The organism is Neobacillus sp. NRS-1170 (assembly GCF_050468025.1).
Genome location: NZ_JBITPF010000076.1, coordinates 71,902 through 93,090, shown reverse-complemented (window position 1 = coordinate 93,090; position 21,189 = coordinate 71,902). Strand labels below are relative to the sequence as shown.

The following is a 21,189-nucleotide window of genomic DNA, read 5'->3' as shown; positions in this document are numbered from 1 at the left end:
GCGGGATTTTTTGAAATATGACCCTCCTCATGTGACCAACGAAATAATGATTTCATAAAACGTATTCGGTGAGCCAAACTTGAAGGTTTTAAGGTTTCGCTTGACTTTGCAAGGTATTCTTTAAGTTGAGCTGTGGTTATAGTATTAAGTTTAACATCCTTAAAATATCTAATAAGTAATGTGGCTTGGAGTTTATATGCTTTTAATGTTTGTGGAGAAAATCCTTCAATTCGTTTATCCGATTCATATGTTTCCCATGCCTTTGATAATAACAAAATACATCTCTCCCTAAATTTTCTTTTTTAGAGGAATTATTGACTTCATTCTCGAAATTGAAACGGGAGATTCTGTTCAACTATCGGGGCAGGTTAATTCAAGAAGGACATTCGTATATAAGAGGAGAATTAATTTAACAGTCTTTATCAACAGGGGTGAGAAAATAATGGCTGAGTACACAAAGGAAATACGAGAACTAATCGGAAACAGACCATTAATTTTGGTGGGTGCTACTATAATTGTTATGAATGATAAAAAAGAGATTTTATTTCAACACCGTTCCGACACAAAAGAATGGGGGTTGCCAGGTGGGGCAATGGAAATTGGCGAAACATTAGAGGAGACCGCTGAGCGTGAACTCTTTGAGGAAACGGGCTTGAAAGCAATAAGATTAAAGTTTATTGATATTTTGTCGGGAAGTAATCTATATTTTAAATATCCTAACGGTGATGAAGTCTACAACGTTATATGTGTTTACTTGGCAGAAGAAACAAGTGGTGAGTTAGCTATGAATGATGGTGAAAGTTTGGATTTAAAATATTTTTCCCTCAACGAGTTACCTTCCCAAATTGATGAAAGAGCGAAGTTAATTATTGAAAAATATTTTTATTAGGATATCTTGCTCACCTATTGGGTGCAAAAGTTCGATTGAGCTGCTATATCTGGCGGCTTTTTTGTTATTCAACTAAAGTGGCAGATTACTTCAATAAGCACAATACTTTGAAATTTAACAATATCTAAATTTCGTTAAACTATGTGTTAAAATAATAGACAAATTATTGAAAAGGATGTTGGACGATGTCAAGAGGAGAAAATTTACTTCAAGAACAGTGTGGAACAACCAAGAGAGCATCCTCTTTTTATGAAAATCAAATGCTTAACTACCTAAACAATAAGATGACAGAGTTTATATCGAAACAAGGTATGATGTTCATAGCAACGGCTGATTCTAATGGAAACTGTGACTCCTCTTTTAGGGCTGGCTCAACAGGTTTTGTACGTGTTATTGATGATAAAACAATAATTTATCCCGAATATAAAGGGAATGGTGTTATGGCAAGTTTAGGTAACATCATAGAAAATCCCCATATAGGACTAATGTTTATAGATTTTTTTGAGAATAACATAGGGTTACATGTTAATGGTAAGGCAGCTATTATAGAAAATAATCAAATAAGCTCATTTAATATTCATGAAGAGATAATAAATGATATTGAAGAAAAAGAAGGAAACAAACCTGAACGGTGGGTTATGGTAAAAGTTGATGAAGCGTATATTCACTGTTCAAAACATATCCCGAGACTACAACAAATGAACAAAAAAATATATTGGGGAACTGATGATGAAAAACAAAAGGGTGGGGATTTCTTCAAGACAAAACAAAGTATGAAACAATAAAACTTGTGAAGAAATGCACTTAAACTAAGGGGTGCTAGAGTTAAAGAACGAGCTGCCATTTTTGGCAGCTTTCTTCTTGTGCTAACATGGCAGTAGGCGACGGTTTTTATTATTTGTGGATTTTTTGTTATTCAATAACAGTTTGCTTAGTGAATTAAGATTAATTGTAGGCAATTCCCCCAAATTACAGAAACCATCTGTTTAGTTATAATTATTTGAAAATATAGAGTGCTTGCAGGGGGTTCCACAATTGTATATTGATGATATTGTTATATTTGCTGGTGAAATGTATAAAATTAAATGGATTTATGAGAGTGGATATTGTGAAATACAACAAATTGAAAATTATAAAATAGAACTTGTTGAAGTTCAGAAATTGAAAAAAACGTTATAATCAAAAACATGATTCCCTTTAATTGGTTAGATAAAGTTAAAAGGCTCCTTAAGATCTATTCCAACTATTGACCGCACTATAAAAATTAGGCGGTCTGATCCTACTTTTAATTTAAGTTGTTAGTCACTACTTTCGTTGCTGCTGTCGTCACTGCATTGATCATCATCATCTACAAGATGTAGCTTGTCCGGATGATTTTTAAGGTATTTTAATTCATGCAAGCGAGCAATCTCTAAATGACCTGCGTCGGTAGGGTGTGGATCAAGCGATGGACAGGAATGGGTCCAAATACAGACCTTCGGTTGGGTGGTATTGGTAAATTGTCCCAGAAAATCCGCATGTACATCAACCACTTTATAATGAAAAGTGAAACGGTTTGCTATAATCACATCATTAATTTCCTGTATAAATGGCTCTGCCAGCATAAAAAATGGGGTGCCACCTATGAAAGGGTTGTAAACAGTCATTACGAGTATTTCTGCATTTGATTGAATACTTTTTCGAATTTCTTTCATAATTAGTGGCCAGTTTTGGGCAAAAGCTGCAACCGCATTTGATAAACAGGCAGGAATTTCAGTGCGGGGTTTAGGTAAGCAATCCAATAAATCGCCACCACCAATACTAATAGTGATTAAATCTGCTTTTTTTACTGCTTGTCTTGTGACTGGGTCATTGTGTTGCAGCTGCTGAAGCAAATCACTGCTACTAAAACCAGGTTGGGCACTATTAATCAAATTCACACATGGGAATAACGTTGCCAAGAAGTCACGAAAGTAATTAACATATCCGTAATTCTTAAGAGCACCAACTCCAAATGAAGCACCTACTCCAAATGCAATGGAATTTCCAAGAGCGGTATATTGAAAACAGTCGTGGTGGTGGTGTTTGTGTGAATCGGACATATAAATCATCTCCTTTAAATAAATTCATTACTATAATATTTTCGAAGTAAGAATGAGAAACGGCAACTGTCCAGCTGTATCCGTCAAATTATTAAACTAGCAAGTGCTTGTGTTTAACAAAGAGTTGCTGAAGCAACTCTTTTTCTTGTTCCACTTACGGGTGCTTCAATTGAAGGTGGGATCCCCATGGGTTTGTAACCTATTGATCGCTACGACGGTCTTTAATTTTGAACAAACTGGAGTTTAGTTTCTGTGCTATCACTGGTTGCTAGTTTCAAAGAAGGGCATTTACATTAATACATCTGAATTTGTCCCCCTGAATACAGAATTTGTGTTAATTTATCAGTAAGGTTGTCCCTTTCGAAAAAGTTCTTGTCCTCATAAGTTAAATTAAGTAAAAATTTATTTTTTACTTAAAAAAATACTTTATAAAAGGAAAGATAGTATTTGCAAAAAAAAGATAATTTAATTTACAAGGGTTTGCCGGGCTTCAGTCCTTCTAGCACTGGGCGAGACCTACTTTATATCGGTGACGGCAGTGACAACACCGTAAAGGCTTTCGATCCAGAAACAGGGCAGTTTCTTGGCGCCTTTGTCGTACCTGGAAGCGGCGGGTTGCGTGGTCCTCGAGGACTTCTCTTCGACCATGAGGATAATCTTCTTGTCGCAAATCAGAACGTCCGAAGGAATAACGGCAACATTTTGAAGTATAGCGGACAATCCGGGCAGTTTCTGGGTGAGTTGGTCAGTTCCAAAGAAAAAGATGGCGCCCCGTTTGCACCGCGAGGTATTATTCTCTCTGACGACAACGTCTTGTTTGTCGCAGACTTTATGGACCATGGGAACAAACAGGGACAAATACGGACGTATGATGGCACCACCGGGGTGTTTTTTGGTAATCTAGACCACTCTGGCTTCGGTGAGCCGTTCTATCCACGCGGTGTAGTGATTGGTCCGGATGGCTTGTTGTATGTTTCTGTCTTTGACATTTCAAATCCGAATAGCGGTTGGGTGCTGCGCTTCGACCCGAATACAGGGGATTTCCTCGATGTGTTCATTGAAAGTAACAGCGAAAACAATCTCCACCGTCCGGAAGGATTGGTCTTTAATCCAGACGGAAGCAAACTCTATATTACCAGTTTCCAAGAAATTCGCCCAGGAGTAATGGACACAGACAAAATCCTAGTCTTCGATGGCGAAACGGGCGAATATCTCGATGAGGACAGGATTGACCTCTATTCTGTCAACGAGCCTCGCGCCTTCGCCCAGGCAATCTTGTTTGGACCAGACGGAAAACTGTTTGTCCCCATTACGGGCGGAAGTGTAGAAACAACAGGTTCAGTACGGAGATACGACGTTGAAAGTAAGATGTTCGATGAAATAGTACCACCTGCTTCCGAGGGAGGATCATTAGGAGAGCCATGGTATCTAACGTTTGGCAATACTGATCCAGCAGCGCTAGCATACCATAGCGAAGAAGGAATTGGATAACATGGATTGGACCTGTGCCAATAAACGTGGCTAATTGTTGAACTGGTGACGGTCAGGTATAAGGTTGAGGCATAGAGAATAATCAAAAAAGCCATGGATATAATCTATGGCCTTTTTGATGAATATTTACAAAGTAGTATTCGTCTGTTCACTTGAAGCGGCCATTCTTTCAAAAAGAAGGAGTTTTTTTATTTTGGTCAAATTATTGCATATAATCCTTCATATCCAAATAGTCTTAAATGAAACTACTGTCCAGGAATATGAAGATGGAGGTGAATTCAACGGAGGTCCGAAATGAAAGATTAAAAAACGTATCACTCGGCACGCGAATCATCGCTTTTTTATGGGACTACGTTATTATTTTGGGTTACCTCTTGCTGCTTTTCGTACTATCTTTTTTTGCAAGACCGTTGCTGATACCATTGTTTACAGCAAATTCTTTGTCAGCGGAAATTACCGGATTTCTATTAATTACACTACCTGTTTATCTATATTTTTCCATAAGTGAAGGAGGGAAATTCCATGCGACATGGGGAAAACGAAAAATGGGGATTTTGGTAATGGGCGTCCATGGTCGATCAATCGGTCTGAAGCGCTCGCTTTTCCGTTCTGCACTTAAATTTGCCCCATGGGAGCTGTCACATTTTACGATTTGGCACATTGTCTTACCTTCTAATTACCCTGATTATTTAATTAATATATTATTGATAACGGTATACGGACTTGTATTCATTAATTTGTTAAGCCCCTTGATGAACAAAAATAAACAGACTGTTTATGACACTATCGCAGGAACGGTTGTTAAGTACAAAAACTAGAGGATCAAAATTTATTGACCCACTGAATTTTGAATAGCATACAATACTCATATAAATTTGATGTCGCACTATTTTCTTTTTGAAATTTGTAATAATTTATGAATAATCGTACTTGTAAAAGAACCTAAAACTGCACTTCCTGCAATATCAGAGGGATAATGGTGTCCTATCCAAATTCGTGACAATCCCGTTAAAACCGAGAACCCCAACAAAATGGATCCAACGGTGCGTTGATAAAAGAAGACTACTGTTGAAACGGCAAAAGTTAGTAAAGTATGTTTACTAGGAAAGGAAGAATCGACTTTAGAGGGAGTAAGTATTCGTACTCTCCTGTCTGTAATTGGACGTGGCTTAAAATAAAATAACTTAGTTATAAAATGCAAGAATAATGTAATGACGATAGTCACTACTGCTTCATTAAATAAATTCCTTTTTCTAAAAAGCAGAATCACTAAAATAAATAAGTAAACAAATTTGATCTTGTAGGAAATAAGTATCATTAATTTATCGATAACCAAATAACGTCCGGAAAGTAAATTTATTACACGAAATAGTTTGACATCCAAGCTTATTCACCCCATTTCCTAGAATTTTTCTCAATAAATTGATAAATAATTTTATTCAATTCACCCGCTGCTTTTGTTGGGAGCTGATGTTTAATGCCATCAACAAAGGTTATTTCGTTTTGAGGAAGTTTACTATGTAATTGTTTTGCATAACGAAAAAATGGTTTATCCTTTTCGCCATATATGAGGGAAATAGGTTTATTGATTCTTTCAAGTTGATTCGAACTGTTATAGTCCAAACTGTAATCATAGTATTGCAAGATATTCCTTGCATCTCCTTTTTTAGCTTCAAGTAAAATCTTCTCGAATAACTCTTCGGTATCTGAATTGCTTTTTGATATTGACCAAGCCAAAGCGGGCAATGCCCCGATCTTTAAAAGGTTTTTAGCAAGAAGGATTCTGTTTTTTAGACGCCAGTCACTAACTTCAGACATTCCACTAATAATGATTCCACCTAAAATATGCCCTGTTAATGTTGATAACAAAAATTCCAATAGGATAGATGCTCCTGTTGAATAGCCACATAAAAATGCTTGTTTAATGCCCAAATGGTTCATTAGTTTTTTTATATCCTCTACGATGAGTGGATAAGTAACGGGTTTGATTGAAAAAGGACTCCTTCCATGTCCCCGTATATCAAAGGTAATGACCTGGAAATACCTGGATAGTTCTTCTATCTGATATATGAAGTTTGTGGAAGTGAGAACAGGCGGATGAATAAAAATGATAGGGATCCCATTTCCTTTAACAGAGTAATAAAGGCTGCTTTCATCAACTTCGAGGATTGGCATAATATCACCTCAATTAATTAAACCATGCACTCATTTATTATTTGGCATTTTTGTTGAATCATACAAAAATAAACTATTGTATCGGATTGGTAAATGAAGAAATAGATGTGTAGGTAACCACAATTAGCAATTTGAGGCTGTTACCTATATAAAGGATTTGATAAAGGTACGATTTACATCTTAAAAAATAAGACTAGCGGAGTAGGGGAAATTTGATTATAAAATAAAGAAGATAAAAAATGACAGGTATGAAATCTAACGAAATAAATTACACCCTGTCATTTTTTATTACAATTACGTTATTTAGCTGGTTTTTTCATTAATGGTTTTGAAAATTTTATTGATTGATTTTCGCTAACAAATGTGGAACCTAAAAGCAATGCCCCGCCAAACATTTGAATAATAGTCATTTGTTCTTGTAAGATTACCCCTGAAATCAGTATTGCTACAAATGGATCTACATAGCTTAGCATAGCAATACTTTGTCCCTTTAACTTTTGCATACCAGAGAAAAATAACCAAAATCCAATACCAGTGTTAACAATCCCTAACAGTATGATAAAGGGAATGGATGATCCTGAAACTTCCAAGATACCGAATCCTTCCGTAAAAAGCACATAGGGCAAGAGAAGTAAAGCAGTTGTTCCAAGTTGGATGATTGTAATCTCTAACTTGGCTATGTTTTGGATAAATTTATTCAATAACAGTAATGCAGCGTAAAATGCAGCTGCAACTAACCCAAAAAAGATCCCAAGTAGATCACTTTTTCCAGATGCACTTATGCCATTTCCAACAATCAATAACATACCTATTATCGCGACACCAATACAAACAATCTTTTTGATAGGTAATTGTTCTTTAAGGATAATTGGTGAGAGAATCATGACAAACACAGGTGCAAAGTAATAGGCTAATGTTGCATTAGTGACTGTTGTATATTCGTAGGATCGGTACAGGAAAATCCAATTCCCTCCTAATGCAATACCAGAAAGAAATAAGACGGAAGCATTGGCTTTCACTAATTTCCACGGAATGGATTTTTTCATCACAAAAAATACGAACATTAAAAATAAGCATCCGATTGAACTACTTAGTAAAGCTGTTTCACTCGAAGATAAATCAATGTATCTTACAACTAAACCAATTGTACCGAAAATAATCATTGATAATATAAACTGAATGTTAGATTTCATCGTTTACTCCTTCGAATCTGCGAAACAGCTTATATTTCGCAGATTCTTAATCTGTTTTTAATATAAGCATATACAGTTCGGTTTCAACATCTGGAGTAAACGATGGTGGCGGTGAAGTTGAAAATGGCTTCCAATTGTATGAATTTGTATTTGAAAATGGCATAATAATCCCCCTATTTCCATTAACATATTGATATTATCAATTATACTAAATAATTGTTTAGTGAACTAACTTAATGCAAGAGTTATAGTTCTATCTGCCATAATTTGTTATAAATTTCTGCTATAAACTGAGGATTCATTTTTTGTGAGATACTGTTTTAATATTTTTAATCCCATTTTTAACTCATCTAAAGAGTTTGTAGAAGAAAGGGCAATACGTAAATACTTTTCAACGGTGGTCTGTCCGCTCAAAAAACGATCAGAATGAAAAACTCGAATACCGTAACTCTTCAATTCCGTTTCCAAATGGAACGCATCGTTATGCCCCTGAATTGGAAGCCAACGATAAAAACTAAGTGGATGTCCAACATTCTTTTCTAAAGGAAAATATTCCGAATAAATATCATTCACAGACTGTGCCAGCTGTTTCTTTTCAGTAATAATTTCATGAGCTTTCCCTGTCAAAATGAGTTCTGTGATCACCTCTGCATCTAAAGAAGAAGTTTTCACATTGATGTTAAAAATTGCCCGCAAAATTTTCTCACGTAAGGCATCCCCATAGACCATATAGGCGACTCTTAATCCTGAACAAATGGACTTAGAGGTACCACAAATATATACCGTCTGTTCTGGAAGTATATTGAACATTGGCTGCTGGTAATCGGAAAGAATACCAGCCGTCAGAAACGCATGTATATCATCCTCTATCAAAATTAATCGATGCTTACGGATGACCTCAGCTAATTCTTGCTTTCGAAACTCTGTAATCCTAACTGTGGTAGGATTACTGCAAGAGGGCATCAGGAAAATCCCATGAATATTTATTTGGCAGCACTGCTTCTCTAGTTCGCCTGGTAGCATACCAAACTGGTCTCCAAGAATGGGGACTAATTGAATATGATACATTTTTGCCAAATCGATAAAATTCGAAAAAGTGTAAATATCGGTTGCAATTCTATTACCAGGCTCAAACAAAGCAGTCAAGGCAATAGCTAACGCATTTTGGGTACCAGAAACAATGGCTGTGTGCTCTTGGTCAGTGTGAATACCAAAAGATTCCATCCAGTTTAGAGCAGCCGTTTTTTGATGTGGAATGCCAGTTGGATCGTTGTAATTCAGTAGCTGTTCCAAATATTTTTTCTCCACAACATTTGGGATAATGTCTTTTACAATAGCATTGGTTTGCTCAAAAGATGCCACAAATCCAAGCTCAATGAGGTTGGCCGTTTTATCCTTGGAAATGGTTATGGAACGGGCGGCATTAGGAGCTACGAAGGTTCCACTTCCCGTAACGGCATAAATTAATCCCTTTACCTCACATATTTTGTAGGCACGGGTAATAGTGGTGAAATTTATGTCTAGAAAATCTGCTAACTCTCGTTGCGGAGGTAACTTTGTCCCGGGTGCTAAATAGCCATTTATTATATCCTGTTCAAGTAATGATGCAAGAGATTTATAATAAGGACGTTTTAAGGCTTTCTTATCAGGTTTCCAAGACATTGGATAATTTTCAAATGAATTTACCGGCATACTACACCTCTAATATCATATTCCATACAATCATATCATTTTTTGTATGGAATTCTAATGTTGAATTGTTAGAACGGTGTTTTAAACCGACTTTGCTTTATTTAAAGAGAAAACATCTATCTGTGCCCCCATTTTTATAAAATGAGGGGATTTTTTCTTTATTAAGATAATTGTAATACATACAATTATCTTGTTTTTTGTATGGAATTTGTATGTTAAATTAAAGAAAATTTAGACATCTAGGATGTGAATTAGGATGAAAAAAAGAAATCAATTATGGATTGCATTCCGTGTAGCTTTTCCGTACACAGTCCCCATTTTAGCAGGATTTGTTTTCTTAGGAATTGCTTATGGAATCTATATGAATTCATTGGGTTTCAGTGCAATTTATCCAATTTTGATGAGTTTCACAATTTTTGCAGGTTCAATGGAGTTTGTTGCAGCAAATTTTTTAATTGGAGCATTCAATCCGATTAATGCTCTTTTTCTAACTTTGATGGTGAATGCACGACATTTGTTTTATGGCATTTCAATGCTTAATAAGTATGGTGGAGTGGGGAAGAAAAAGTGGTATATGATTTTTGGACTTTGCGACGAATCTTTTGCGATCAATAATACGATTAATGTTCCGATGAATGTCGATAAAGGCTGGGTTATGTTCTTTGTTACCCTGCTTAATCATTTCTATTGGGTATTGGGTGCAACTCTTGGAGGCATTTTTGGTTCTTTTATCAAGTTCAATACAGAAGGGCTCGATTTTGTCATGACTTCTCTTTTTGTGGTTATCTTTATTGAACAATGGATGAAGGAAGAAAAACATATAAGTTCACTCGTAGGTCTGGGAGCTTCAATTGTCTGTCTAATTATTTTTGGAGGAAATTCTTTTCTTATCCCTGCTATGATAGCAATTTTAGGGCTCCTTACCCTGTCTAGAAAGTCATTGGAGAAAGTTGAGGCTAAGGCGATATGACGATGAATGTAATTCAGCAGATTATTATGGTTACCATGGTTGTTTTAGGGACAATGCTTACAAGGTTTCTTCCATTCATCGTTTTCCCATCAGGTAAACCCACACCGAATTATGTACAGTATCTCGGAAAAGTGCTGCCATCGGCGGTCATCGGGCTTTTGGTCATTTATTGTTTTAAGGATGTAAGTTTACTATCTAGAAGCCATGGTATTCCTGAATTTATTGGAGTAGCGGTAGTTGCTCTGCTTCACATATGGAAGAAACAGATGCTTCTTTCAATAGCAGGGGGAACAATTATTTACATGATTTTGGTTCAAATGATTTTTTAATCCAATGCAAAAAATTCAAGGGGTGGGTAATTGTGAAGAATAAAATTGATGAGTATCAAATTTATGAACAACACTACGAACAAATTTATAAGCAAGTTAAAAACGATCCGTTTGCTCAGTCTTTAGGCATTCAGTTAACAAAATTTGAGTCAGGTTTTGCAGAAGCAATGCTAGATGTGCAAAGTCATATGGTAAATGCATATGGAACAGTACACGGAGCAGTTATTTATGCTTTAGCCGACCATGCATTTTCGGTAGCCTGTAATGCGTATGGAAAAACCTCGGTAGGACTCTCTACCACCATCAAGTTTATTGAAGCAGCTAAACCTGGAGACAAGATAGTGGCCTGTGCAACTGAGATTAAACGAAACTATCGTACCGGATTCTATCGAATCGATATTTATCATGAAAAAAATCTAATAGCAACCATGGAAGCAGTGTCCTATCGTAAGGACCATTATTTTATCGATCTTGATGAGCAAGTTTGAGTATTAATAAAACCGTTCCTCCGGCTTATGTAATAAGTTTATTTATCATTTAAAACAGGAACATGGAACCATAAAAGCAGAAACACTGTAATTGGGACTGACACCAAATACGCCCACATAGGACGTTTATGGTGTAGTATCAATATCGGTACCATAATACATGCAAAGACTATCGAACAGCCGTAAGTCCAACCGTGACTATAAACACATAAACCATTTAAAACCATAACTAATTCAAAACTTAACCATAACACAATCCATATGAATATATAGAACAGTCGCTTGAGTAAATTTTCATTAGGAAAACGGTATAAAAAGATAAGCATTGTGCTTGGATAAATCGCGAACATTATGAATAGGTTAGTGAGCAAATGATTGGGTAATAAATTGGGTGGATGCGGGTATGACCATAAGTGATAATTCCAAGTAAACAAGTTGTAAAGCATGTCACCCATAATGAAAAACTGGATAGTAGGTAAATAAAATCTATAGTTTTTCCAATCCCCCCACTTCCAAGCACATAAAATTGAAATAAAGCCAATTATAATAGTGAACATAATAACCACCAACTAAATTTCTGAAGATTTGTTCTAATAGGCTGGCGTAGTAGGTAAAGCCATTCTTAAAATTTGGTAGCATGCCGGTGCAGCCATTCAGTCAATTTATAATTTCCAAGCAGCATTAGAAGTAATACCGGATAGCTCAAAGCCGAGTGCCACAGTTTCCATTTTGTATAGTAAAAAAATCCAGATCTTAGTGCAGCAACTTCATATACAAGACAAAAAGCTGTCCAGCCAATTATGTACCCCCACTTGTAAAATTTTGTTTTTTTGAATGGAAAGTAATTTAAATAGATCGTATTTACAGGTGGGTATAGGAAAATGGGAAGAAATCCAGTCCATTGATTACCTGGTCCGATATAGCCGAACAGGTTTAATTTCAAATCTAATATCATATTTGAAAAATTCTCAAGCACAAGGGAAAATAACGTAGTAGACCAGATTTGCAGCCATGATATACGTTTAGGTATAAGGATTGCGATTGTGTAAAATATTATGAGCGATGAAATTAGGAGAAGTATATTTAATCCTCCATTCACATGGGTAGTTGTTCTAATTTTTATGTTTTTCTTTTTTATATATATCAATACCATTTTCAACAATCTGTGTAATGTTGCATCAGTTACATAACTTATTAATTTACATTCTGATACCTAAAAGTCTTTACACTTTTGCATGATTTCATCCTTTTTATATAATGACAAGTATTATCGAATAAAAGGATACTTATGTTTCATCTGAAACAAAGGAATGGAGATAATACATGAAAAAACAGCGAAACATTATTTTGTACATTGGTACTTCAATTGATGGCTATATTGCAAATGAGGATGGTACATTAGAATGGTTAGAATCAACTGAAGTAGAAGGAGATTCTGGCTACAATTCACTCCTTGAAAGAATTGACACTGTTGTAATGGGAAAAGGAACTTATGATGTCGTACGTGGATTTGATATCGATTATCCTTATAGCGATTATAAAAATTATGTGTTTTCTAAATCTGTAAGTGGCTCAGATGAATATGCATCATTTATTGATGAAGATATCAAAACTTTCATTAATAATATAAAACAAAAGCCTGGTAAAGATATATGGTTAATTGGTGGAGGAAATTTAGCTCGTGAATTTTTCAAAGAAAATTTAATTGATGAAATCCAACTGGCCATTGCACCTATTATTTTAGGGAAGGGAATTTCCCTATATAACGGAGATGATATCACTCAAAAATACACCTTAACCAAAGTAGAAAAATTAGGCCAGCTTGCTATGCTTCATTATATAAAAAAATAATTTTCATCAACTTTCCCTTTATTAGTAGGGGGAGTTTTTTTATCTTTTCATATAGACCGTGTTTAAAAGTTGTACATTTCGGGTTTAGAAATATTTTATTGACAATTCGAAGAATTTAAACTATTATCACATTAGTTAATTAAAAATTGAATGTACATTTTTCTTCTTATCCAGAGAGGTGGAGGGACTGGCCCTTTGAAGCCTCGGCAGCAGGTTCTTATGAATACTGTGCCAATTCCATCAAGCACATCGCTTGAAAGATGAGAAGAGAGTAATAAAACTCTCTTCTTAGGAGGAGAGTTTTTAATTTATAAATAAATCCTACTTAAATAATAGGAAAACTAGAGAATTAGAATAGTAGAGGAGAGAATACATATGAAATTTGGTTTTTGGTTACCGATTTTTGGAGGCTGGTTACGAAATGTGGAAGTTGAAAATATGCCTCCAACCTTTGAGTATACTAAAAAAGTCATCCAATCGGCTGAAAAGTGGGGATACTCGACTACTTTAATAGCTGAATTATATTTAAATGATATTAAAGGACCGGAGTATGATTCTCTTGAAGCTTGGTCTACAGCAGCAGCACTTGCGGCGGTGACGGAAAAAATTGAAATAATGACCGCGATACGCCCAGGTTTTCATAATCCTGCTGTAGCAGCAAAAATGGCAGCTAATATTGATCAAATCAGTAACGGCCGTTTTACTCTTAACGTTGTTTCAGCTTGGTGGGCAGAAGAAGCACGTCAATATGGAGGTATTTTTACAGAACATGATGAGCGTTATGCTCGTACCGAAGAGTTTATTGATGTACTAAAAGGTTTATGGACAGAAAAAACCTTCAATTATTCTGGTCAATTTTACGATTTAAAGGAAACCAAGCTTGCACCGAAACCTGTTCAAAGACCAAATCCGATTCTTTATGCAGGCGGTGAAAGTGAAAAAGGCAAGCAAACCATTGCAGAAAAATGTGATGCTTATGTTATGCACGGTGGAACAGTTGAAGAGATTGATCGAAAAATAGCCGATATGAAGGCACGCCGTGAACAAACTGGCAATAAGCCTTTTAGTTCTTTCGGAATGGCTGCTTATGTTATTTGCCGAGATACAGAAGAAGAGGCTCTGGCTGAGCTTGAAAAAATCACGACTGTGAAAGACACTAGCGGATATGCTGGCTTTAAGGATTTCACCACTAAATCACACTTAGAGCAACAAATCCAATTACAAGATTACTCTGTATCCAATCGCGGCCTGCGGCCGAACTTAGTTGGAACACCTGAGCAAATTGCAGATCGAATTATACAATATGAAGAAGCTGGCTTAAACCTATTGTTATTACAATTTTCACCTCAGCTAGAGGAAATGGAACGCTTTGCAAAGCAAGTTATGCCATTAGTTGAACAAAAACGTAGTTTAATAAAGAATTAGTGAGGGGACTTATAGATGAGCAAGGTATATGTGATACATGAAAATAGTGAGTGGACAGTCCATTTAACAAAAAGGTTAGAGGAACTTGGTGTTCCTTATGAAGAATGGCATTTAGACGAAGGAGCGCTAGATTTATCAAAAGAGCCGCCAGAAGGAATCTTCTATAGCCGTATGAGTGCATCTTCTCATACACGTGATCATCGTTTTGCAGCTGAATTTTCTGGGCAAGTATTAGCTTGGCTTGAAGCACATGGACGTACGGTGTTAAATGGAACGAGCGCTCTAAAGCTAGAAGTTAGTAAGGTTTTACAATATTTAGAGTTAAATAAGTATGGTGTTAAGACTCCAAAAACGATTGCAGCGGTTGGAAAACAAAACATTATAAAATCAGCCGAAGCATTTGCAGGACAGCCCTTTATTACGAAGCATAATCGTGCCGGTAAAGGCTTAGGTGTTCAATTATTCCATAGTGTAGAAGCTTTAAAAGCTTATGTAGAGGGACCAAATTTCGAAGAACCGGTCGATGGCATTACCCTTATTCAAGAATACATTCAATCTCCTGAAAGCTACATAACCCGCTGTGAGTTTGTAGGAGGAAACTTTGTTTATGCTGTAAAGGTTGATACTTCAGAAGGATTTGAACTTTGCCCAGCAGACGCATGCCAAATTGGCGATTTATTCTGCCCGGTAGGAGAAGAGGTAGAAGAGAAACCAAAGTTCCAAATCATTGAAGGGTTTGCGGACGATATTTTAGAAAAATATAAAAAGGTTCTAGTTGGTAATAATATTCAAGTTGCTGGAATCGAGTTCATCAAAAATGGTGAAGGTGAAATTTTTACTTACGATATTAATACAAACACGAACTATAATTCTGATGCAGAAGCAAAAGCTGGAAAATACGGAATGCTCGAAGTCGCTTTATTCTTAAAGAAGACATTAGAAGAAAAATACCTAACAACAGCAACGGCTTAATATAGTGAAGTAACGAAAAATTTATGGGACGTACTATGGATTTAAAAAAAACAGTGCCAATTCCTTTTAACATGATAACTGAAAAACAGTATAAACAAGTTTCTTGAACCTTCGTCTTACGCCGAAGGTTTTTCGTAATATTTTAGACTTGCACAGCTGATTTACTAAGTCATCATTAAGCATAGCAACCCAAAAAGAAAGCAAACTAAAATCGTGGATCCCAATATCGGGCATCCAAGGTAAAAACAAAATTAAAGGGGGGTAAAAAATGGCGAAAAATAAGAATAAGCAATTTAAAAATAATGATGCTATGCCAAAAGCGGATGTAGAGTTTGCTGGAGAAAGCGGGCTTGCAAAGAAAGCATTAAAAGCACAAAAAAGCCAAAACAAGTAACCAATAAAATGGAAGCTAATGGGGACAGTCAGTCTGTCCCTATTATCCGGTTCCATTGTTTTTCCTTGAACTCATTTACAGGATGGAAGAGTTAAAGTTTACTAGGGGGGAAATCGTTAATTATGGGTATTGAAATTAGAATAGGAAATGAAGATGAAATTGTTATTGCCCATCAACTGATGAAGGAAGCCTTTGAAGAGTATCGCTATCTTGATGTTCCTTCTAGTGCAGTTAATGAACCGATTGATATTCTTAGAAAGTCATTTCAAAATGGTTCTGAGAGTTTCATTTTATGTTTTTTAGACGAGGTCCCTGTGGGTTCTTTAAGATATAGGTTACAAGACGATTCGATATATTTTTCAAGGGTATCGGTTCCGCCATTTGCAAGAAGGAAGGGCATTGCGAAGTCAATGTTAAAGTGGCTTGAAAACTATGCAACTAAACAAGGAAAAAATAAGGCAGAATGTAAGGTAAGGGCGGGTTTATCCCATAATGTTCGTTTTTATGAATCTATTGGTTATGTTATTACCAAAGAGGAAATAGTTAAAAATCCAAATGGCTTTGAAGTTAAAACAGTTATAATGGAGAAATCAAATCTTTTTTGTTAGAAGAGAGGGCTGAGGTTGGAGAAGCATTTGGTATTTGTTTATGGCACGTTAAGAAGGTATGAACGGAATCACCATCTCCTTAAAAATGCTGAATGTCTGGCAGATAATTGTTGGACACACGGTACCCTATTGGATTCTGGGAGTGGATATCCCTATTTAGTTCAGTCCAGCTGCCACCGGGTATATGGGGAGCTATATCAGGTTAATGATGATGAACTTCAGGACCTGGACCTTCTCGAAGAATACTATGGTCCGGGGAAAGACAATTATTACGATAGAGTTGTTCAATCAGTACATACCGAAATTACAGACTATCAGGCTTTTGTTTATGTTCTTCCTGAAGGTCGAGAACAGCCAAACATAGTGCAAATAAAAGAAGGTGACTGGCGCGTTTATCGCTTGAAGCATTTACGGTGAATTTCCTCTGAAAAGCAAATCTTTTCTAGCAATAGTCTGTGATTCATTGCCCATAAGGCCAGGAAAAGAGGTTCCATGGTAAATGAAAAGATATTTCATTACCAGAGAAGCCAGGAAAAGAGGTTCCATGGTAAATGAAAGGCGTTTCATTGCCCAAGAGGCCAGGAAAAGAGGCCCCCTGGTAAATGAAAAGACCATTTTATTGCCCAAAAAGCCAAAAGGGAGCTAACAAAGTAAATCAAGTAAAACTGCCGAATAAAATTCGGCAGCTTTATCTAAAAACCCCATTAATCGTATTCGTAAAATCGTTCCAAACACCGTCTCTGTTTGTTCCGTTGCGTAAATCGTTCGTATAATTTGTCATTTGGCCAAAGAAAGCGGTATCGTAAGAAATATACACATTGTCAATGGAACGATCAGCAGCACGTACTTGTCTTTCAATTTTTTTATCAAGAGGAGAAGCCGCTTTTTTATAATTGGTATTATCGCCAGATCCAACCTTACGGCCTCCAAGCTTGGTACGGTCGATATTATTTGTGCTGGTATCTCTCGTCCCCGCTGTACCATCATTGGTGCCGATTACATCAGTTCCTGTATTTCCAGTGTTATTTTTTAAACTGACCGCAACATAGGCATTATTATTACGAAGGATGACATGGGCCTGGTCGACTTCATTTAGGCTTTCCACATTATCACTAGCGCGTGCTGATACGCGCAAGTTTTGGTTGGAAACATTGTTTGTATTGTTTGTTCCTAGATTGTTTCTGCTGTTATTTATTGTTTTATCATTATTACAGCCGGTTACACCTAAAAGGGCAGCCGCTAATACGATAGAAACCAAACCAATTTTCTTCAAGAAGCTCACTCCTTAAATTTATCCTTTAATTATTAGTGTGAGCTATTCAGGGGGAACAATTCATGCATGGAGTTCATTTTCAAGAAATAAAGAAACCACAAACAAGATACAGCACAATAGCAATAATCCCTCCCAAAGCAGATACCTTCATTTTATAACGCGCATAATCGACAAGAGGCAAATCGAGAATCGATGCAGTCGTAATCGTCGTATCGCCTAATGGGGAAGCTAAAGCGCCAAATGCGCCACTGGCAAACACTGCACCGACGGTTAACGGAATGGAAGCATTGGTAGCCGAAGCCAAGGATATTCCTAATGGCATAAACAGCCCCCACGTTCCCCATGATGAACCAATAAAATACCCTGTAATGGAACCAAGCAAAAAAATGGTTGCCGGGGTCAAAAAAGGTGGTAAAAAGGATCCTAATGTTGAACTTATAAAAGTTGAAAAACCAAGATCATTGGCCGCAAGAGTCAGGGACCAGATCAAAACAAGCAAACTGATGGCCTCCATCATTTGATTGCCGCCATCATAAAAATGGTACAAAAGTTCATTTAAAGGAAGCCGTCTTAAGATATAGAAAGCAAAGGATAATACTAGCGTAATAAATACGGCTAGAAGCATGACAAAGGTGGCATCAGCCTTCGAAAAGGCATCGAAAACGGTTTTTGCCCCTTTGGCAATGCCATCCTTCCATAAAAGAAACAAAGAAAGTCCTAAAAGAAAAAAGACTGGAAAAATCAAATTCCATGGCTGTGATTTGACTAGAGATAATTCTCTTTTAATTCCCTTCCGGTGAAATTCATGCTCTTCTTCCAACAGTTCTTGCTCGTTATTTAGGCCTGAATCCTTTGATTTTCTAGAAGGTGACCAAAAGGTTTGAAAGAGTCCAATGACAAGCATCGTAATCGCAAAAAAATCAAACAAAATACTCAGTAAAAAAATCTGATACGCTGATTGACCGATTTGAAGTCCTCTTATGCTGCCTTCAACTAACGAAACCATAAATCCCACAAAGGCCGTCGCAACTGGTAAAAGGACGATAACGGATTCTGTGGAAATATCCATCGTCAGCCCTACCTTATGCTTCGGGATGTTTATTTTTTTAGCAAGAGATTTGACGACTGGACCAATCATCATGATTCGAAACATTGGCATCATAAAGGTAAATGGAAGGGTAAGCCAGATGAATCCGAGCAGGCCCCTTTCCGTTCTAATCTTCGTTCCCATCCATTCAGAAAAACCTTTTATCCCGCCGGAAATATTCATCATCCCCACAAGACCGCCAAATAAATAAAGAAACCCGATAATTTTCATGTTCGTCTCATTAGACAAGGTTGTGACGATATAGGTGACGGCCTGATGGGCACCGCCTAAAAAATGGGCAGACACAAGGAAGGAACTAACAAGAAGACCGACTACCAGACCAGGCAGAATGTTTTTTATCCATATAGACATGCAAATGACAATTAGAAAGGGTATCAAGGAAAACCAAGTATGTTCCAAATCTACTTCCTCCAGCAGTGGATCTTGTTTTACTCTTCTTTTATTATTTTCCGAAATTTAGTATTAAAACCAGAAATTTATGGAACGGAATGTAGGTAAAACGTACTAGAATAAATCCTCATATAATAGAAAGGTACTATTGCCCGGAAATATTATGCGTGATAAAATCTGAATATTATAAATTTTTAGAATGAGGAGGTTAACCTTTTTTTATTAGTAGAATACATAATTTAGGGGGATTTATAGGTGAAAAAGAGTCTAGTACTTTTGGTGTGTGTAATGTTAATGTTACTAACTGCATGTGGAGCGGGAAGTAAGGAAACTAGCGGAGAAGCAAAGGAGAAAAACGAGAAAGTTGTAAAAATAGGGATTTCACAAATTGTCGAGCATCCGTCCCTTGATGCGGCTCGAGAAGGTTTTATTGCGGCACTGAAGGATGCCGGCTATGTAGAAGGAAAGAACTTGAAACTTGATTACCAAAATGCCCAAGGAGACATGAACAATAATATGTCCATTGCCAAAAACCTGGTTGCCGACAAGGATGATCTGATTTTGGCAATTGCAACACCAAGTGCTCAGGCAGTGGTCAACGCTACGAAAGATATTCCAATATTGTTCACTGCCATAACGGATCCTGTCGGAGCCCAGCTTGTGCAAAGCTTGGACAAGCCAGGCGGGAATGTGACCGGCACATCTGATACCCATCCTGAGGCGATAAAGAATACAATTGAGGCCATTAAAAAATTTATTCCTAATGCCAAGAAGGTAGGCATCATTTATAACAATGGTGAACCAAATTCCGTTGTCAATGTTAAAAACGCTAAGAGCGCTCTTGAGGCGGCAGGACTGGAGACGGTTGAAACGACTATCACAGCCAGTTCCGAAGTAAAGCAGGCAGCCGAGTCAATGGTTGGGCGTGCAGACGTATTATACATTCCAAAGGATAATACAGTTGTTGCTGCACTGGAATCTGTGATTAAAGTAGCCAATGACAAAAATATCCCGACCTTTGTCGGTGAAGGTGATTCTGTAAAAAGGGGAACCTTCGCATCTTATGGATTCGACTACCACGATCTAGGCTATACAACTGGAAAAATGGCTGTTGAAATTCTAAAAGGTAAAAAACCAAGCGAAATTCCTGTCGGCTTCCCAGAAAACCTTCAGTTATACATCAATAAAAAAGCTGCTCAAGAAGAAGGAATCACATTAACAGAAGAGATGCTAAAGAACGCGAAAGTAGTGGGAGAATAATATCAGCAAAAAAACCTGCATTAAACAGCAGGTTTTTTTGTTGTGTGAGTTTTGTTTACGCAAATCACTTGCACACGAATTACTTGTATACAAATCATTTAGAACATGATATATTCTTATTAATCAGAAAATTTAAATAGTGGTGGGAGAATTATGGAAAAATTCGATATCTGTGTTCATTTTTTACTAGCGAAAGCTTTACAAAGAGTGAATCAAGTGAGTAAATCCAAGCTAGCCTCTTATGGTGTGACACCTGTACAATTTGCATTGCTTCGTCGGCTTTGGGAAAAGGATGGACAATTTGGTTATGCTTTAGCTGAACAACTTCTTATGGACAGTGCAACGATTACAGGAGTAATCGATCGGTTGGAACAAAACGGGTTTATTGAACGGCGAGTGGATCCTAATGATCGCCGGAACAAGCTGGTTTTTCTGACTGAGAAAGGCAGATCAATGGAGGTTTCATTATGCGAAAAAATGGATGAAATGAATAAAGAAGTGATGTCCGATTTTGATGTAGAGGAAATTAAGCAATTTAAGAAAGTCCTTTTTGAAATTGGAATTAGTAACACGAATATGGGAGTCTAAGGAAAGGGGGAG

25 protein-coding genes and 1 riboswitch are annotated in these 21,189 nt (G+C 36.8%); of the genes, 16 read left to right on the top strand and 9 right to left on the bottom strand.

Annotated features, from left to right (window positions below; translation table 11 throughout):
- Window positions 1-275, bottom strand: a 275-nt coding sequence (locus ACIFOT_RS27710; protein ID WP_430070772.1) for a site-specific integrase, incomplete at its 3' end; no start/stop codon positions are given.
- A 167-nt stretch (window positions 276-442) separates the two neighbouring features.
- Between ACIFOT_RS27710 and ACIFOT_RS27705 the strand changes: the two genes are divergently transcribed.
- The 3 genes from ACIFOT_RS27705 to ACIFOT_RS27695 all read left to right on the top strand — a co-directional run bounded on the left by ACIFOT_RS27705 (window position 443) and on the right by ACIFOT_RS27695 (window position 2,068).
- The gene (locus ACIFOT_RS27705; RefSeq protein ID WP_430070770.1) at window positions 443-889 is read left to right on the top strand and encodes an NUDIX hydrolase; all 447 of its coding nucleotides are present in this window, start codon (window positions 443-445) and stop codon (window positions 887-889) included.
- Between the two features lie 185 nt (window positions 890-1,074).
- A complete protein-coding gene (locus ACIFOT_RS27700; protein ID WP_430070766.1) occupies window positions 1,075-1,674 on the top strand; it encodes a pyridoxamine 5'-phosphate oxidase family protein in 600 nt (199 codons plus the stop codon).
- A gap of 250 nt (window positions 1,675-1,924) precedes the next feature.
- A complete protein-coding gene (locus ACIFOT_RS27695; protein WP_430070763.1) occupies window positions 1,925-2,068 on the top strand; it encodes a hypothetical protein in 144 nt (47 codons plus the stop codon).
- A gap of 119 nt (window positions 2,069-2,187) precedes the next feature.
- On the opposite strand, the gene ACIFOT_RS27690 is transcribed toward ACIFOT_RS27695, so the two are convergent.
- A complete protein-coding gene (locus ACIFOT_RS27690) occupies window positions 2,188-2,970 on the bottom strand; it encodes a GDSL-type esterase/lipase family protein (RefSeq protein WP_430070760.1) in 783 nt (260 codons plus the stop codon).
- 741 nt (window positions 2,971-3,711) lie between these two features.
- Between ACIFOT_RS27690 and ACIFOT_RS27685 the strand changes: the two genes are divergently transcribed.
- Together ACIFOT_RS27685 and ACIFOT_RS27680 are read left to right on the top strand one after the other, a co-directional pair.
- Complete coding sequence (locus ACIFOT_RS27685) at window positions 3,712-4,461, top strand: hypothetical protein (RefSeq protein WP_430070758.1); 750 nt, start codon at window positions 3,712-3,714, stop codon at window positions 4,459-4,461.
- A gap of 266 nt (window positions 4,462-4,727) precedes the next feature.
- Window positions 4,728-5,279, top strand: coding sequence for an RDD family protein (locus ACIFOT_RS27680; protein ID WP_430070755.1), 552 nt, complete (start codon window positions 4,728-4,730; stop codon window positions 5,277-5,279).
- Window positions 5,280-5,347: 68 nt separating this feature from the next.
- Here the strand turns inward: ACIFOT_RS27680 and ACIFOT_RS27675 are convergent, their stop codons facing one another.
- From ACIFOT_RS27675 to ACIFOT_RS27660, 4 genes are all read right to left on the bottom strand, one after another.
- Window positions 5,348-5,845 carry a phosphatase PAP2 family protein gene (locus ACIFOT_RS27675; RefSeq protein ID WP_430070753.1) on the bottom strand — a complete coding sequence of 166 codons (498 nt, stop codon included), beginning with the start codon at window positions 5,843-5,845 and terminating at the stop codon, window positions 5,348-5,350.
- 2 nt (window positions 5,846-5,847) lie between these two features.
- A complete protein-coding gene (locus ACIFOT_RS27670; RefSeq protein ID WP_430070750.1) occupies window positions 5,848-6,636 on the bottom strand; it encodes an alpha/beta fold hydrolase in 789 nt (262 codons plus the stop codon).
- Window positions 6,637-6,935: 299 nt separating this feature from the next.
- Entirely contained in the window at window positions 6,936-7,829 is an 894-nt protein-coding gene (locus tag ACIFOT_RS27665) for a DMT family transporter (RefSeq protein WP_430070747.1), read from the bottom strand.
- A gap of 270 nt (window positions 7,830-8,099) precedes the next feature.
- Window positions 8,100-9,521 carry a PLP-dependent aminotransferase family protein gene (locus ACIFOT_RS27660; RefSeq protein WP_430070744.1) on the bottom strand — a complete coding sequence of 474 codons (1,422 nt, stop codon included), beginning with the start codon at window positions 9,519-9,521 and terminating at the stop codon, window positions 8,100-8,102.
- 256 nt (window positions 9,522-9,777) lie between these two features.
- Here ACIFOT_RS27660 and azlC point away from each other — a divergent pair, with 256 nt between their 5' ends.
- From azlC to ACIFOT_RS27645, 3 genes are read left to right on the top strand one after another with little or no spacing between them, the layout of a single operon-like run.
- The gene (gene azlC / locus ACIFOT_RS27655) at window positions 9,778-10,491 is read left to right on the top strand and encodes an azaleucine resistance protein AzlC (protein ID WP_430070741.1); all 714 of its coding nucleotides are present in this window, start codon (window positions 9,778-9,780) and stop codon (window positions 10,489-10,491) included.
- Window positions 10,488-10,820, top strand: coding sequence for a branched-chain amino acid transporter permease (locus ACIFOT_RS27650; protein WP_430070738.1), 333 nt, complete (start codon window positions 10,488-10,490; stop codon window positions 10,818-10,820). The genes azlC and ACIFOT_RS27650 overlap by 4 nt, the downstream gene beginning before the upstream one ends.
- Before the next feature lie 32 nt (window positions 10,821-10,852).
- On the top strand, window positions 10,853-11,308 hold the full coding sequence (locus ACIFOT_RS27645) for a PaaI family thioesterase (protein ID WP_430070735.1): 456 nt from the start codon (window positions 10,853-10,855) through the stop codon (window positions 11,306-11,308).
- Between the two features lie 38 nt (window positions 11,309-11,346).
- On the opposite strand, the gene ACIFOT_RS27640 is transcribed toward ACIFOT_RS27645, so the two are convergent.
- Window positions 11,347-11,865 (bottom strand): CBO0543 family protein, encoded by a 519-nt coding sequence (locus ACIFOT_RS27640; RefSeq protein ID WP_430070732.1) that lies wholly within the window; start codon window positions 11,863-11,865, stop codon window positions 11,347-11,349.
- A gap of 766 nt (window positions 11,866-12,631) precedes the next feature.
- Here ACIFOT_RS27640 and ACIFOT_RS27635 point away from each other — a divergent pair.
- The 6 genes from ACIFOT_RS27635 (at window position 12,632) to ACIFOT_RS27610 (ending at window position 16,975) form a co-directional block, all read left to right on the top strand.
- Window positions 12,632-13,159: a dihydrofolate reductase family protein gene (locus tag ACIFOT_RS27635; protein ID WP_430070729.1), complete on the top strand. Its 528-nt coding sequence runs from the start codon at window positions 12,632-12,634 to the stop codon at window positions 13,157-13,159.
- A gap of 163 nt (window positions 13,160-13,322) precedes the next feature.
- Window positions 13,323-13,426, top strand: a riboswitch (SAM riboswitch).
- Between the two features lie 108 nt (window positions 13,427-13,534).
- Window positions 13,535-14,584, top strand: a complete 1,050-nt coding sequence (locus tag ACIFOT_RS27630) for an LLM class flavin-dependent oxidoreductase (RefSeq protein ID WP_430070726.1) — start codon at window positions 13,535-13,537, stop codon at window positions 14,582-14,584.
- A gap of 15 nt (window positions 14,585-14,599) precedes the next feature.
- Window positions 14,600-15,556, top strand: coding sequence for an ATP-grasp domain-containing protein (locus ACIFOT_RS27625; protein WP_430070723.1), 957 nt, complete (start codon window positions 14,600-14,602; stop codon window positions 15,554-15,556).
- A 268-nt stretch (window positions 15,557-15,824) separates the two neighbouring features.
- Window positions 15,825-15,950: a hypothetical protein gene (locus ACIFOT_RS27620; RefSeq protein WP_430070721.1), complete on the top strand. Its 126-nt coding sequence runs from the start codon at window positions 15,825-15,827 to the stop codon at window positions 15,948-15,950.
- A gap of 122 nt (window positions 15,951-16,072) precedes the next feature.
- Window positions 16,073-16,558, top strand: a complete 486-nt coding sequence (locus ACIFOT_RS27615) for a GNAT family N-acetyltransferase (protein ID WP_430070719.1) — start codon at window positions 16,073-16,075, stop codon at window positions 16,556-16,558.
- Between the two features lie 15 nt (window positions 16,559-16,573).
- Window positions 16,574-16,975, top strand: coding sequence for a gamma-glutamylcyclotransferase family protein (locus tag ACIFOT_RS27610; RefSeq protein WP_430070717.1), 402 nt, complete (start codon window positions 16,574-16,576; stop codon window positions 16,973-16,975).
- A gap of 271 nt (window positions 16,976-17,246) precedes the next feature.
- On the opposite strand, the gene ACIFOT_RS27605 is transcribed toward ACIFOT_RS27610, so the two are convergent.
- Window positions 17,247-17,831, bottom strand: coding sequence for a YhcN/YlaJ family sporulation lipoprotein (locus ACIFOT_RS27605; RefSeq protein WP_430070714.1), 585 nt, complete (start codon window positions 17,829-17,831; stop codon window positions 17,247-17,249).
- A 79-nt stretch (window positions 17,832-17,910) separates the two neighbouring features.
- Window positions 17,911-19,338, bottom strand: a complete 1,428-nt coding sequence (locus ACIFOT_RS27600; RefSeq protein ID WP_430070711.1) for a Na+/H+ antiporter NhaC family protein — start codon at window positions 19,336-19,338, stop codon at window positions 17,911-17,913.
- Between the two features lie 279 nt (window positions 19,339-19,617).
- Between ACIFOT_RS27600 and ACIFOT_RS27595 the strand changes: the two genes are divergently transcribed.
- Entirely contained in the window at window positions 19,618-20,589 is a 972-nt protein-coding gene (locus tag ACIFOT_RS27595; RefSeq protein WP_430070779.1) for an ABC transporter substrate-binding protein, read from the top strand.
- Window positions 20,590-20,742: 153 nt separating this feature from the next.
- Window positions 20,743-21,177 (top strand): MarR family winged helix-turn-helix transcriptional regulator, encoded by a 435-nt coding sequence (locus ACIFOT_RS27590; RefSeq protein WP_430070708.1) that lies wholly within the window; start codon window positions 20,743-20,745, stop codon window positions 21,175-21,177.
- The last annotated feature ends 12 nt before the right edge of the window (window positions 21,178-21,189 follow it).

What these genes read in the sequence shown, in the direction of transcription:
- ACIFOT_RS27705 (WP_430070770.1), top strand. Translation starts at nt 443, where the DNA reads ATGGCTGAGTACACAAAGGAAATACGAGAACTAATCGGAAACAGACCA.
- ACIFOT_RS27700 (WP_430070766.1), top strand. Translation starts at nt 1,075, where the DNA reads ATGTCAAGAGGAGAAAATTTACTTCAAGAACAGTGTGGAACAACCAAG.
- ACIFOT_RS27690 (WP_430070760.1), bottom strand. Translation starts at nt 2,970, where the DNA reads ATGTCCGATTCACACAAACACCACCACCACGACTGTTTTCAATATACC.
- ACIFOT_RS27680 (WP_430070755.1), top strand. Translation starts at nt 4,728, where the DNA reads ATGGAGGTGAATTCAACGGAGGTCCGAAATGAAAGATTAAAAAACGTA.
- ACIFOT_RS27670 (WP_430070750.1), bottom strand. Translation starts at nt 6,636, where the DNA reads ATGCCAATCCTCGAAGTTGATGAAAGCAGCCTTTATTACTCTGTTAAA.
- ACIFOT_RS27665 (WP_430070747.1), bottom strand. Translation starts at nt 7,829, where the DNA reads ATGAAATCTAACATTCAGTTTATATTATCAATGATTATTTTCGGTACA.
- ACIFOT_RS27660 (WP_430070744.1), bottom strand. Translation starts at nt 9,521, where the DNA reads ATGCCGGTAAATTCATTTGAAAATTATCCAATGTCTTGGAAACCTGAT.
- azlC (WP_430070741.1), top strand. Translation starts at nt 9,778, where the DNA reads ATGAAAAAAAGAAATCAATTATGGATTGCATTCCGTGTAGCTTTTCCG.
- ACIFOT_RS27650 (WP_430070738.1), top strand. Translation starts at nt 10,488, where the DNA reads ATGACGATGAATGTAATTCAGCAGATTATTATGGTTACCATGGTTGTT.
- ACIFOT_RS27640 (WP_430070732.1), bottom strand. Translation starts at nt 11,865, where the DNA reads ATGTTCACTATTATAATTGGCTTTATTTCAATTTTATGTGCTTGGAAG.
- ACIFOT_RS27635 (WP_430070729.1), top strand. Translation starts at nt 12,632, where the DNA reads ATGAAAAAACAGCGAAACATTATTTTGTACATTGGTACTTCAATTGAT.
- ACIFOT_RS27630 (WP_430070726.1), top strand. Translation starts at nt 13,535, where the DNA reads ATGAAATTTGGTTTTTGGTTACCGATTTTTGGAGGCTGGTTACGAAAT.
- ACIFOT_RS27625 (WP_430070723.1), top strand. Translation starts at nt 14,600, where the DNA reads ATGAGCAAGGTATATGTGATACATGAAAATAGTGAGTGGACAGTCCAT.
- ACIFOT_RS27620 (WP_430070721.1), top strand. Translation starts at nt 15,825, where the DNA reads ATGGCGAAAAATAAGAATAAGCAATTTAAAAATAATGATGCTATGCCA.
- ACIFOT_RS27615 (WP_430070719.1), top strand. Translation starts at nt 16,073, where the DNA reads ATGGGTATTGAAATTAGAATAGGAAATGAAGATGAAATTGTTATTGCC.
- ACIFOT_RS27595 (WP_430070779.1), top strand. Translation starts at nt 19,618, where the DNA reads ATGTTAATGTTACTAACTGCATGTGGAGCGGGAAGTAAGGAAACTAGC.
- ACIFOT_RS27590 (WP_430070708.1), top strand. Translation starts at nt 20,743, where the DNA reads ATGGAAAAATTCGATATCTGTGTTCATTTTTTACTAGCGAAAGCTTTA.